Raw genomic sequence first — 12,783 nt, 5'->3', positions numbered from 1 at the left:
TCCGCCGAAGGGATCCCGATGCGTATTCGCCGTTGCGCCGTGCTGTTTCTGGAGCCTCGCGAAGATGTGGACTTCGACTTCGACTCGCTGCTGACCGGCGGTGCCGGCCTGAGCCGCACCCGGCGTTGGCTGGCCTTGGCCGCGCATCTCGACGCGGAGGTCGAGGTCGACGCGGCGCACCGCGAGTTGCTCGGCCGGCTGAGCCCCGGCGAATGGCACGAGACCGACGCGCTGGACGCCGAAGAGTCGCTCCTGGTGGCCGAGTTGATCGACAGCGGCCTGGTGATCACCGACGACGAACGCCACACCGCTCATCGTGAACGCGACGACGTACTGCGCGCCGGTCACTGGTGGCCGCCCGCAGCGATGATGCACCGGCTCGCGCGGTGGGAGGGCCTGGACAGCGTCAACAGCATGGAGGCCAACGAGATGACCACCGCCGCCGATCTGCGGCGCAAGCTCGGCCCGCCGCCCACGCATGCCTTCGAGCGCGGGGACGCACCGGACCGGGTGCCGTTGCCGCGCGTCGACGGCAACGAGTTCGACGCGATGCTGGCGCGGCGTACTACCTGCCGCAACTTCGACGGCGAGCGGGCGCTGCCCCTGGCGTTGTGCGCGCACATGCTGCAACGCGTCTTCGCCGCACAGTCGCAGGTGCGCGTCGACGACGACACCGTGTTCCTGAAGAAGCATTCGCCTTCCGGGGGCGGTCTGCATCCGACCGAGGCCTACCTGATCGTGCAGAACGTCGACGGTCTCGCGCCCGGGCTGTATCACTACCACGCGGTCGATCACGCCCTGGAGCACTTGCCCGCCCCGGACGAACCACTGGAGCAGTTCGCGCGCCGCGCCCTGGCCGGTCAGCACTGGTTCTCCAACGCGCCCGTGCTGGCGGTCCTGGCGCCGCGGTACGCGCGCAGCTTCTGGAAGTACCGTCAGCACGCCAAGGCCTACCGCGCCCTAGTGCTCGACAGCGGGCACCTGTCCCAGACCTTGTACCTGAGCGCGACCGAACTCGGCCTCGGCGCCTTCGTGACCTCGGCGATCAACGAGATCGACATCGAGCACGGCTTCGGCCTGGACCCGCTGGCCGAAGGACCGCTGGCGATCTGTGGCTTCGGCTGGCGCGCACACGAGATGACCACCAGCGAATTCGATCCGGCCGAGGAGGTCTGGCTGCGGACGCGGGACGCGGCCAGAGAGAGCTGAGTCCGCCCGACCCCCCGTGAGCACGGCATCCGCACTCCATCCCGGACCCTTGCGAACGGCTCGTCAGTGCCTGCCCCGGCCACCCTCACTTCCACTGCGCCCAGGGCGACCGTCCAGGCCCGGCAGGCTCGGTCGGCCCGCCCTCCCCGGCACCATCCACCCGGCCGGGACCCCTGCCCAGGGCGCACGCCCAGGGCGCGTGGAGCGGCCGGCACGACGGGGCGAGCGCCGGAGCGCCGTAGCGCCACACGAAGGAGCGAGTGCCGTGGCACGAGCCGAGGGGTGACGCCGGTCGCCGTCGCCACCGTGTGATCGACCCTGATTTCCCCATCCGCCGGCTTCGGGTCCGAGATGGTGGACGTGCGACGGGGATGCGGGCGCGGTGATCGGCAGCAGGGTCATACCGGCATCCCCTCCCCCGCCACCGACCGTCCGTGATCCGGCGATGAATCGGCCGGCGGTCCACGGTCGGTGCTCCCGGCTCGCCTCGTCCGTGACCCAGGCCTTGCCGTTCCTGGGGTTGCGTTGTCCGGCTGGCGATCCGTATCGCCAGGTGCTCGCTGGGCGTCTGCCCGGGGGCGGGGGCGGGGGCGGAGCCGTTCCCCTGCCGTACGCCGCCGCAGACCGCTACCGTGGTCGGTATGGCCCGGGAAATCAGGATTGAGATCAGCGACGAAGCGTACGAGCAGCTGCAGCGTGCGGCGGCGGAGAGCCGTGTGCCGGCGGAGGCGTATGCCGGGCGGGTGCTGGATGCCGACCTGACGCGGGTGCGGTTCATGGAGGGTGCGGACGCATTCGTCGCGATGCATGCCGAGGGCCTGGCGGAGCGCTTCGGCGGCCCGGCCGGCCGCAGCGCCACTGCGGCCTGACCCGGCGCGACTCATGATCCTTACGATCGATCTGACGTGGCTGCTCGAGATTGCGCACCGGAAGATCCCTGGGGATCCCGAGGTCTGGGACTGGGGTTCGCTGGAGGCGGCCAGGGCGCGCCACGGTTTCCAGGTGATGGACACCCTGGTCTATGACCAGCCGCACCACCGGGCCGCTTCCCTCCTGCAGCAGCTCGTCCGCATCCCCGCTCTGGAGCATTCCAACGAGCTCTACGCCGCCACGGTGGCGGCAGCGTACCTGCAGGGCTCGGGGCTGCCGGTGAACGTGACGACCAAGGAGGTCGGGGACCTCCTGGAGCAGGTTTCCGGCGGCCTGGTCGACGTCCGCCAGATCGCGGTCGTGCTGAAGGAATGGACCCGGTAGTGCTGTGACCGGCAAGGTTTGCCGGGTCGCGGTGTCCGGTGCGGTGCATCGCAAGGCGGAGGACCACGCCTCGTACCGGACGTACCGCCGTGGTCCGACAACGCGGCGAGGTGCCGTGCCGGGCGCCGCGACCCGGTGGACCTTCCCGGTCACAGCACTAGCCACCCGGGCGCATCCGCAGCGGCAGGCCTTCGAAGGGGTCGAAGCCGAGCAGCTCGATCTTGCGCCGACGGGTGGACCACTTGGTTCGGAACTCTTCGTGCACGGGGTGGGTGAGGGCCGGGGCGGCCGCGGGCGGGCACCGCATGTAGTCCGCGTTCGGGCGGTCGGTGAGGTGCGGACAGTCCTCGAGGGTGCGGTTGCAGAACCGGCGGAGCAGGCCTCGGCAATGGCCGGTCCCGTGGTCGTGGTCGACCATCGTGCCGGGGTAGGGCCCACAGATCTGGCAGTCCGGACCGTAGGCGGCGACCAGCGCTTCGCGTAGCGGGCGGATGGACCGGGTGCGTACCGACGCCGGTGGCCGACTGGCGCTCACCATGTGGCCGCCGCCCGGGCACCGCTCCCCCGGCGTCACGTCGGCCGGCGCTCGCCTCCGGCAGGTCCTGGTGTCCGGTGTCGCCCTCCGGGCCGGCTCCCGTGTCACCCGCACCCGTACCCGCGGTTCAGTGCTCGCAGAGCGAGAACTCCCGTTCGTAGAGCTGCTCGTTGTGTTCGTCGACGAAGAACTTCCTTTCCCGCATGAGTTCTTCGCGGTACGCCTTGGCCTGCTCGAGCGTCATGGTCGACGTGTCGGACCAGGGCTGCTGCGGCGGTACGTCGGAGGTCGAGACGATCCGCTCCGCCGGGTCGACCAGGAAGAACGCGAGGATCTTGCGGTGTCCCGGGCGAGTGGGGTCCGCGAGGCGGAACGCGTCCACGCGGTGCTGCAGGACGTTGGGAAACGCCAGGCAGCGGCCCGCCGGGGTCGGTACCGAGCCCAGCACCTGGTTCAGCGCGCCTTCGTCCTCGAGGCCGTAGACCTCGCGCAGCCCGCCATCGTCGTTCTGTTCATAGTCCGGGTCGTCGAGTGCGGCCCGGAATCCCAGCCGGCTCTCGGTGATGTTCTCGCTGTCCCAGTAGTAGATGCCGGTCGAGACGATCCGCTCGTTCAGCATGCCCTCGACGTGCCAGGAACCGCCGGGGTACTCGGGCTGGTCCGGGGTGAGGTGGACGGTGGCGAGCTTGACGATGACCTGGAGCCGGCGGCCGCGCAGGTCGACTCGGGCGGAGGCGTCCGGGAGTGCGGGCGGGCTGAAGGCCGGAGCGTCGGGGACGATCGGGCGGCGGTTCTCCCACCAGTCCTCACAGGCCTCGTCCCAGGCAGTGCAGGCATCCCTGTAGGCCGCGTCGTCACTGTAGGACGACTGGCGCGGACGCTCCGGTTGCGGGTCGTACCATCCGTAGGGATCGGCCTCGATCCGCAGGGGCCGCGGGTGGCGCAGATCGGTGAGCACGTTCTCGAACAGCGGGCGCAGGCGCGCGAACACGTCCGGCAGGACGGACTCCAGTGCACGATGCGCCTCGGGGTGGACGTTGTTGACGTACGAGCGGAAGGCGACGGCGCCGTCGTCACTGACGTCCACGTCCGTGGGCAGCCACTGGAACCTCTCCGAGAACTCGTACTTCGCGTAGTGGTTCGTCGCGTTCTGCCAGGCCTGCTCGGGCCCTCCGCTCACCTCCCGCACCAGGCAGAACAGTGAGGGGTGCACGAGATCCAACACCTGGCCGCCGGATCCGGGATGCCAGTCCAGCTCCGATTCGGGAACCTCTTCAAGGACCCGGACCGCCTCGCGCAACCGGGACCCGAGCTGCTCGTCGACGAGTACGTCCGACTGCCAGACCCCGTCGACCGCGGACACCTCGATGCCCGTGCGCGCGTCCCGCAACGCGGCGTAGTGCGCCAGCTCGGCGCGAACGTAGCGCACCTGCGCTTCGGTCAGGCCCTGCGCCAGCGCCTCCCGCGTCCACTTGGCGACGATGTCGGCGTCGTTCATCTTGTCGAACCACGCGGGCTTGGCACGAAGGTGCGAGCTGCACTGCATGATCTGCAGCTCCCGCAGTGTCCGGGGCGTCGCGAACGCCGGGGAACGGGAGCTCTGGAAGGGCAGCGGGAAGGCGGACAGGCCGGTCACTTCTGGTGGTCCTCACGGTCGGTGTGCGGTGCCCGGAACGATAGCCCGGCCCACTGACACCACGTCCGCGACCCGACGGGGGTGAGGTGCCAGATGGGGGCGCTCTGCTGGTGGTAGTCACGGGCCAGCAGGCTGAACTGGCGTTCCGTCACCACGCCCGGGTGGGCGTGGAGGGCGGTGACGCAGCGGTCCCACGGCCAGTCCTCCTCCACCGGGGGGACGATGCCGTGCGCGGTCAGTGCCGACATCAGGTCGCCGATCGTCACGGGAGTGGGGTGGCTCGCGTGGTGGATCCCGGCCGGGAAGGGGTCCGAGGTGGTCGCCAGGGCCTCGATCAGGCGGGCCAGTTCCGTGACGCCGACCACCGACAGCAGCGCGCGGCCGCCGTCCCAGCGGGCCGGGACGCGGCTGACCAGTTCGGCCAGGGCCGGGACCACCCAGCGGTCGCCCGCGCCGAGCACCAGGCCCGGGCGCAGAACGACCCCGCCGGCGGCCAGGGCGGGGGCCTCCGCGGCCAGGCGGGTGCGGCTCGCGGGGGACACCGGATCCGGGACGATGCCGTCGACCTCGATGTCCCGGTGCGGCCGGTTGCCGTAGACCGCGGCGGTCGAGAGGTGGACCACGCGTTTCACGCCCGCCCGCGCGACCTCCGCCAACAGGGAAGCGGTACCCGCGACGTTGACCGCGCGGCACCGTTCCTCGTCCCGCCCGATGTAGGAGGCCAGGTGCACCAGCGCGGACGCGTCCTCGCAGACCCCCCGCAGCGAGCCGGGGTCGGTCAGGTCGGCGCGCACCCACTCCACGCCTTCGCGTTCGGCGCCGGGGACCCGCGCGAGGGCCCGTACACGGACACCGGGGCGGCCGGCCAGGGCCTCCAGCGTGGCGGAGCCGATGAAACCGGTGGCTCCCGTCAGAACGATCACGCTGGGCACGCCGGATATCTGCATGCCGCCGATTTTATCTAGGTGATCATCTGGGTATCTGCTGGGGTCCTCAACTGGGGCGCGTGTGACGGGAGTTGATGAATGTGTTCAACCGCGGCAGCGTTGCGGTTGAACACGTTGACCCGGATCGGGAGGTCCGGGCATTCTTCTGCCATCGCCGGGGAAAACCCCGGTGGGAATGACCAGGCAGATGGGAAGTGAATCTCATGGAGAACGTCGACTTCGACGACATCGAGTTCATCGAGACCGCCGAGGAGCTCCTCGCGACCTCGTACTACAAGAACATCCAGTAATTCCTGTTCTTGCAGTAATGCCTGCGTGAAGGGCGGCGTCGATTCAGACGCCGCCCCTTCGCGGTTGTGTGGACCGATGCGTTGGATCAGTGGGATGGGTGGTGTTCCGTGATGGTGGGATCGGTTGGATCGGATTGGGAAGAGCGTGTCGGTGCTCTCTGGGAGCAGCTGGACGAGCATGAGGAAGAGAAATTCATCGCCGCGGTGGAAGCGCTCGTCGGCGAGCTGCCCGCCGGGGACGCGCGGGGCCCCTTCGAGCGGGCCTGCGCCTATGACTCGACCGGGTACAGCGACCTGGCCGCGCCCCTGTACCGCGAGGCGCTCGCCGCCGGGCTGACCGGGGTGCGGCGCCGGCGTGCCGTCATCCAGCTGGCCAGCTCGATCCGCAACCTCGGCCGGGCGGCCGAGAGCGCAGCCCTGCTGGAGGACGAGCGAGCGGCGGGGACGGACCTCCTCGACGACGCCGTGACCGGGTTCCTCGCCCTCGCGCTGGCCGACACCGGGCGGGAGCGCGAGGCGCTGTCGCTCGCGCTCGTCGCGCTCGCCCGCCACCTCCCGCGCTACAACCGCTCGCTCGCCAACTACGCCCGCGAGCTGTCCGAGCCGGAGACCGGCCCGACCCCCTCCTGAGGAGCCCGCGGGCGCCCGGGCGCCCGCTCCGCTGCCCCCGTGCGGCCCCGACCCACCGGTCGGGGCCGCTCTGCTTTTGCCGGTCCGTTCAACCGCGTTGGCGTGCAGTTGAACGCCGTTGACCCTTTTCCCGGGTGCGGGCATTCTCATTTCACCGGCCGGGAAAACCCGGACGGTGGGAGAAGGAAACCGAAGGGAAGTGAATCTCATGGAGAACGTCGACTTCGACGACATCGAGTTCATCGAGACGGCCGAGGAGCTGCTCGCCACCTCCTACTACAAGAACATCCAGTAATTGTTCTTGAAGTAGCGCTGTGGCGGAGGGCGGCGCCGGAAGGCGCCGCCCCTCCCCCGGCCTGATTTTCTTTCGAGGAGAGCTCGGTATGGCGAACTACGCATTCGCAGATCTGGTGGGAGACGAGCAGGTCTTCTTCACCGAATACTTCAACAAGAAGCCCATGCTGCGGAAGAGCGCCGTGCCGGGGGACCCGCGCGACATCCTCTCGCACCGCAAACTGGACCAGCTGGTCAACCTGGAGGTCGTCCGGCCGCCCTACATCAAGGTCAACCTCAAGGGCAACGGCGTCCCCGAGCAGGGGTACACCCGCAACGTGGTCGTCCAGGGCCAGACCATCACCGACGTGGTCGACCCCGAGAAGATCTACGAGCTGTTCCGGGCCGGCGCGACCGTCACCTGGTGCTCGCTCAACCAGATCGTCCCGGAACTGCGCGACTTCACCCGCGTCATCAGCGAGCGCATGGCGGTGCGCACCGACTCGGTGGCGTTCCTGACGCCCACCGGCAAGAAGGGCTACCCGCCGCACCACGACCCGGTCGACCTCTTCATCGTCCAGCTCGAGGGCACCAAGCACTGGAAGCTGTGGAACCCGCCGGCCGAGCGCCTCGGGGACAACGCCCAGTACACCCTCGAAGGACTGGGGGAGCCGGACATCGAGGTCTCGCTGCAGCCCGGCGACGTCCTCTACCTCCCCTACGGCACCCCGCACGCCGCGGCCGCCGAGGGCAAGGCCTCGCTGCACCTGTCCGTCATGATGCGCCCGCGCATGTGGAAGGACCTGCTGCGCCAGACCGTCGAGGAGCTCATCGCCGCCGACGAGTTCAATGCGTACCCCTACATCGGGGAACTGCGCTCGTCCGACGTGGAGACCGGCTTCGGCGAGAAGGTCGCCGCCCTCGCCGCGCGGCTGCAGACCGTGGCCGCCGGCGCAGAACTGGACCGCCTCGCCGACCTCGGCCGGCACATGGAGGGCAGCTCCGAGGGCCACACCTTCCAGTCCATCGCGGACATGGACGAACTCGGCCCGGACGCCCGCCTGCGGCGCGGCAGCGCGCCCCTGGAGTTCGGTGTCAGCGACAACGGCCGGACCCAGATGACCGTCAACGGTCACAAGATCGCGGTACCCACACCGATCGCCGAAACCCTGGCCGCGCTCGGCCCGGACGCGTCGATCGCGGCGTCCCTCATCTTCCCCGGAGTGGACGCGCTCCGTTCGACGAAGGCCGCGCAAGGACTCACCCGCCTGGGTGTGTTCGAACTGGCCGCGGCCGGCTGACGAGCTGCCGGTACCGGACCTGTCCCGTCGCGGACCACCGGACCATCCCCCCGGTGGTCCGCGACGGGCGTCCCCGTGCACGACTGGAGGCAAGAGACGGTGGAGACGTACTCCTTCGAGGATTTCGTCGGCGACCGGGACGTGTTCCTCGCCGAGCATTTCGACAAGAAGCCGCTGCTGCGCAAGGGGGCACTGGCGGGCCGGCTCGACGGCCTCCCCTCCGTGCGGCAGCTCGACGACGTACTGGCCCTGGAGACGACTCCGCCCTCCTACCTCCGGGTGACCAAGGGCGGCAAAGGCGTGCCCAGCGGCGCCTACACGCGGACGGTGGCGCGCGGAGCCGCGCTCGCCGAGGCGGTCAACCCGGAGAAGGTCTACGAGCTGTTCCGCTCGGGCTCCACCGTCACCTGGAACTCCCTGCACCACGTGCTGCCCTCGGCCCGCCGGCTGCTCGCGCCGTTCACCGACACCTTCGCCTGCGAGGGCGAAGTGGTCCTCTTCGTCACGCCCGCGCGCAACGACGGCTTCTCCCCGCACCACGACTCGATCGACGTGTACGTCGTCCAGGTCGACGGCACCAAGACCTGGCGGGTGTGGGCCACCCCCGAGGTCCGCCGGGGCGACGAGGGCTCGTACACGCCCGAGGAGCTCGGCGAGCCCGTCATCGAGGTGACGCTGGCCCCCGGCGACGTGCTGTACGTGCCGCACGGCACCCCGCACGCGGCCGCCGCGAAGAGCGAGCTGTCCCTGCACCTGTCCGTCGGGGTCGAACCCCGGCGCTGGCGCGACCTGCTGAAGGACACCGTCGCGGCCGTGGTCGAGGACGAGGCCTTCCACGCCTTCCCGTACCTCGCCGACGGGGAGGACGGCACGGCCGCCGCCGGCCTGGGCCGGCAGATCGAACTCCTCCGGGACCGGCTCGCCCACCTGGAGCCCGTCTCGGAGGCCAAGCGCCTCGCACGGGTGGGGCGCGAGCGGTCCGGAGGCGGCCGCACCCGGGAGTTCGCCCGGCTGCACGCCGTCGACGCGCTGACCACCGACTCGCTGGTGCGGCGCAGCGACGCCCCCGTGGAGATCGGCGACAGCGACGGGACGAAGACCGGGATCCGGGTGGGCGGGCGCCGGCTCGCGGTGCCCGACGCCGTCGCCCGTTCGCTGCGCGACCTCGACGGCGGGCGCCCGGTCGCCACCTCCGAGTTCTTCCCCGGCGTGGACCCCGCCCGCTCGCTGAGCGCGGCCCGGGGGCTGGCCCGGATCGGGGTCCTCGAAGCCGCCGAGCACGCCGTGTTCCCCGTACCGCGGGAGAACGGCCCACCGCCGGGCCAACCGGGCAACCCGAGCAGCCCGAGCAGCCCGACCAACCCGAGCGTCCCGCACACCGCCACCCACACCGACGACCAGGGGAAGTGAGCCACGAGATGGCCATCGACACCCGAACTCCGGCCACCACCGAGGCCTCCCCGCCCCCCTCCCGGCGGGCCTGGCGCGAGGTGTACATCCTCGCCGGGATGCGCGGCCTGTCCTTCGCGGGCGACATCGCCGCCGAGACGGCCATCGCCCTCCAGCTCCAGGCCCAGGGCGCCGGCTCCTACGCCATCATGGCGCTGCTGCTGTCCGCGACCGTCCCGCCCGTCCTGCTGTCGCCGCTGACCGGCCGGTTCGCCGACCGCTTCGACAGCCGCAACCTCATCGTGGTCGTCGGCGCGCTGCAGGCCCTGATCTGCGTGGCCATGACGATCTGGACCTCGCCGGTGGTCCTCATCGGGCTCTCCGCGCTGCTGTCCTCCGGACTCGCCTTCACCCACCCGGTGTTCGGCGCCCTGCCCAGCGCGATCGTCGGCAAGGAGAACGTGCCGCGCGCCTCCTCGATCTCGCAGACCACCGCCATGGCGGGCATGGTCGCCGCGCCCGGCATCGCCGGCATCCTCATCGGCCGCTTCGGGATCTCCATCCCGCTGCTGATCGACGCCCTGAGCTTCGGGGCGGTCGTCGTCGGCGGACTGCTGATCAAGACCCGGCTGCACAAGGACCGGGGCTCCGCGAAGTCCGCCGCCGGGGACGGCGACGAACCCGCGAAGGCCCCGTACAAGGTGACGTCCGACCGCTTCCTGACCGCCGTGCTCATCCTCAGCGGCGCCGTGATGGCGGCCGCGAGCATCATCAACGTCCTCATCGTCTTCTACGTCCGCGAGGACTTCGGGGCCTCCGAGGAGACCTTCGGGCTGATCATGTCGGCCTGGATGCTGGGCCTGATCCCGGGCGGGATGCTGGTGCGCCGCGCGAAGAACCTGCGCCACGAGACCGTCCTGATCGGCACGTTCGTGTGCATCGCCGTGGCCATCCTGGGCACGGGCCTCGCGCCGGGCGTCTGGTGGATCGTCCCCTTCTACGTCCTCGGCGGCATCGGCAACGGCGCCCAGGCCACCGTGACGCACATCCTGCTCAACGTCCGGGTCCCCGACACGCACCGCGGCCGCGCCTTCGCCGCGCTGGGCGCCGTCTCCAACACCGGTCCCGCCATCGGCTACGTGGTCGGCGGCGCGGCGATGACCCTGATGGCCCCGCGCTACGGGTTCCTCGCCGCCGGGGTGTTCTGCCTGATCGCGCTGGCCCTCTTCAGCGGGCGGGTCCTGAAGTCGGCCGACGCGGACCGGGCCGACGCGGACCGGGCCGACGCCGACCGGGCCGACGCGGGCCTCAAGGCGGAGACCGTCTGATGACGGTGGTCTCGGAACCGGCCGCGGGCGCCCCCGCCCTCCCGGACGACGTGGAACTCGACCTCTCCGTACGACCCCAGGACGACTTCTACCGGTTCGTGAACGGGCACTGGACGGACCACCACGTCCTGCCCGCCCACCGGGCCGAGGCCACCACCCTGACCCTCCTGTCCGACCGGGCGGAGGCCGACGCGGAGGCCGTGATCCTGCGCGCGGCCTCCCGCGCCGGGTCCGCCGCCGACCCGGCCGGCCGCCGCATCGCCGCCCTGTACGCGAGCTTCATGGACGAGGACCGCATCGAGGACCTCGGCGCCGCCGGGGCTTTCGCCGCCGACCTCCGGGCGGTCGAAGCGGCCGCCACCCCGGCCGGACTCGCCGCGGTACTGGGCCGGCTGCAGGCCCAGGGCATCGGCGGGGCGGTGGACTTCACGGTCGCCGTGGACACCGCCGACGCCCACGGCCACGTCCTGGTCCTCTCCCAGGCCGGGCTCGGCCTGCCCGCCGCCGCCTACGGCGACGACCGGGACGGCGGGGAGCTGCGCGGGCGCTACCTCGGCCACCTCGCGGTGATGTGGGCGCACGCGGGACTCCCCGAGCCCGCCCGCGCGGCCGCCTCGGTCCTGGCGGCGGAGACCGGGCTCGCCGCCGGGCACACCGCGCCCCGGCCGGGCGCCGCGCCGCGACCGCTGTCGCTGACCGCCGCCGAACTGGCGTGCCGGGCCGGCGGGTTCCCGTGGGGGGCGTGGCTGGCCGGGCTGGGCGGCGTACCCCGGGAGGCGACCGTACGGATGCGCCAGCCGGGATTCCTCGACGCGCTCGACGCGTGGTGGACCGGGCACGGCCTGGACGAGCTCAAGCGGTGGGTGTGCTGGCGCTACGTGCACGAGATGGTGCCCTTCGGGCCGCGCCGGGTGTTCGCCGACAACTTCGCCTTCTACGGGCAGCTGCTCAACGGGTTCACCGAGCCGAGGCCGCGCCGCATCCGGGCCGTCTCCTTCGTCGAGACCTTCGCCGGCGACGCGGTGGGCGAGCGGTACGTCGCCGAACACCTGGCCCCGGGCACCGTGGCGGCCGTGCGCGAGCTGGCCGGGGAGCTGGCCGACGCCTACCGGCGGCGCCTGGAGCGGGCCGACTGGATGTCCCGGGCCACCCGGGACGCGGCCCTGGCCAAGCTCGACGCGATGGTGTTCGAGATCGGCGCCCCGCGCGGGAGCGCGGACGGCGCGGGCCCGGACCGCGAGCCGTTCGACCCGGCCGACCTGGCCGGCAACGTCAAGCGCGGACGGGCCCGGCGCATCGCCGGGGAACTGGCCCGCCTCGGCGGCCCCGTCGACCGCTCCGAGTGGAAGATCCACCCGCACCAGGTCACCGCGTACTACCGGCACGGGCTCAACCAGGTCGTCGTCCCCGCCGGACTGCTGCGGCCGCCTGTCTTCGACCCGGCGGGCGATCCGGCCCGCAACTTCGCGGTGCTCGGCTCGATCATCGGCCACGAGATGTCGCACGCCTTCGACAGCAAGGGCTCGCGCTACGACGGGCGGGGCCGGCTGCGCGACTGGTGGGCGCCGGCCGACCGGGCCGAATTCACCCGGCGCACCGCGCTCCTGGTCGCGCAGTACGACGGCTACGAGCCGGCCGGCCTGCCCGGACGGCGGGTCAGCGGCGCACGCACGGTCGGCGAGAACATGGCCGACATCGCCGGAGTCACCGTCGCCCTCGATGCGTTCGCCGCGCACGCGGGCGGCACCCCCGACACCGCCCGGACCAGGGAGTTCCTCCTGCACTGGGCCACGATGTGGCGGGCCCGGACCACCCCCGCCCGGCTCGCCGAGCGGCTCGCCTCGCCCCGGCACCCGCACCCGCCCGCCGAGTTCCGCTGCAACGGGGTCCTCGGCCACCTCGAAGCCTTCTACGAGGCGTTCGACGTGCGGCCCGGCGACGCGCTGTTCATCGACCCCGCTTCCCGCTTCTTCCTCCTGTGACTCTGTGAG

11 protein-coding genes are annotated in these 12,783 nt (G+C 71.6%); 8 read left to right on the top strand and 3 right to left on the bottom strand.

Going from position 1 to position 12,783, the window contains the following annotated elements:
- The first annotated feature begins 18 nt into the window (after positions 1-18).
- From DRB89_RS28330 to DRB89_RS28320, 3 genes are all read left to right on the top strand, one after another.
- Positions 19-1,209, top strand: coding sequence for a putative peptide maturation dehydrogenase (locus DRB89_RS28330; protein ID WP_112451025.1), 1,191 nt, complete (start codon positions 19-21; stop codon positions 1,207-1,209).
- A gap of 641 nt (positions 1,210-1,850) precedes the next feature.
- Entirely contained in the window at positions 1,851-2,078 is a 228-nt protein-coding gene (locus DRB89_RS28325; protein ID WP_112451024.1) for a hypothetical protein, read from the top strand.
- A 13-nt stretch (positions 2,079-2,091) separates the two neighbouring features.
- Complete coding sequence (locus DRB89_RS28320; protein ID WP_112451023.1) at positions 2,092-2,463, top strand: fic family toxin-antitoxin system, toxin component; 372 nt, start codon at positions 2,092-2,094, stop codon at positions 2,461-2,463.
- Between the two features lie 157 nt (positions 2,464-2,620).
- Here the strand turns inward: DRB89_RS28320 and DRB89_RS28315 are convergent, their stop codons facing one another.
- From DRB89_RS28315 to DRB89_RS28305, 3 genes are all read right to left on the bottom strand, one after another.
- Positions 2,621-3,001, bottom strand: a complete 381-nt coding sequence (locus DRB89_RS28315) for an endonuclease domain-containing protein (RefSeq protein ID WP_112451022.1) — start codon at positions 2,999-3,001, stop codon at positions 2,621-2,623.
- A 124-nt stretch (positions 3,002-3,125) separates the two neighbouring features.
- On the bottom strand, positions 3,126-4,634 hold the full coding sequence (locus tag DRB89_RS28310) for a DUF4246 domain-containing protein (protein ID WP_112451021.1): 1,509 nt from the start codon (positions 4,632-4,634) through the stop codon (positions 3,126-3,128).
- On the bottom strand, positions 4,631-5,581 hold the full coding sequence (locus DRB89_RS28305; protein ID WP_112463469.1) for an NAD-dependent epimerase/dehydratase family protein: 951 nt from the start codon (positions 5,579-5,581) through the stop codon (positions 4,631-4,633). The genes DRB89_RS28310 and DRB89_RS28305 overlap by 4 nt, the downstream gene beginning before the upstream one ends.
- A gap of 401 nt (positions 5,582-5,982) precedes the next feature.
- Between DRB89_RS28305 and DRB89_RS28300 the strand changes: the two genes are divergently transcribed.
- From DRB89_RS28300 to DRB89_RS28280, 5 genes are all read left to right on the top strand, one after another.
- Positions 5,983-6,501, top strand: coding sequence for a tetratricopeptide repeat protein (locus DRB89_RS28300; RefSeq protein WP_112448239.1), 519 nt, complete (start codon positions 5,983-5,985; stop codon positions 6,499-6,501).
- A 383-nt stretch (positions 6,502-6,884) separates the two neighbouring features.
- On the top strand, positions 6,885-8,075 hold the full coding sequence (locus DRB89_RS28295; RefSeq protein WP_112448240.1) for a cupin domain-containing protein: 1,191 nt from the start codon (positions 6,885-6,887) through the stop codon (positions 8,073-8,075).
- Between the two features lie 99 nt (positions 8,076-8,174).
- On the top strand, positions 8,175-9,485 hold the full coding sequence (locus DRB89_RS28290) for a cupin domain-containing protein (RefSeq protein ID WP_162688755.1): 1,311 nt from the start codon (positions 8,175-8,177) through the stop codon (positions 9,483-9,485).
- A gap of 8 nt (positions 9,486-9,493) precedes the next feature.
- Complete coding sequence (locus tag DRB89_RS28285) at positions 9,494-10,792, top strand: MFS transporter (RefSeq protein ID WP_162688754.1); 1,299 nt, start codon at positions 9,494-9,496, stop codon at positions 10,790-10,792.
- Positions 10,792-12,774: a M13 family metallopeptidase gene (locus tag DRB89_RS28280; protein WP_112463468.1), complete on the top strand. Its 1,983-nt coding sequence runs from the start codon at positions 10,792-10,794 to the stop codon at positions 12,772-12,774. The genes DRB89_RS28285 and DRB89_RS28280 overlap by 1 nt, the downstream gene beginning before the upstream one ends.
- Positions 12,775-12,783: the final 9 nt, after the last annotated feature.

The sequence above is a fragment of the Streptomyces sp. ICC4 genome, assembly GCF_003287915.1.
In the GTDB taxonomy this organism is placed as follows: Bacteria; Actinomycetota; Actinomycetes; order Streptomycetales; family Streptomycetaceae; genus Streptomyces; species Streptomyces tritrimontium.
Note: the sequence above shows the minus strand (reverse complement) of the source record. Positions and strands in the feature narration are given on the sequence as shown.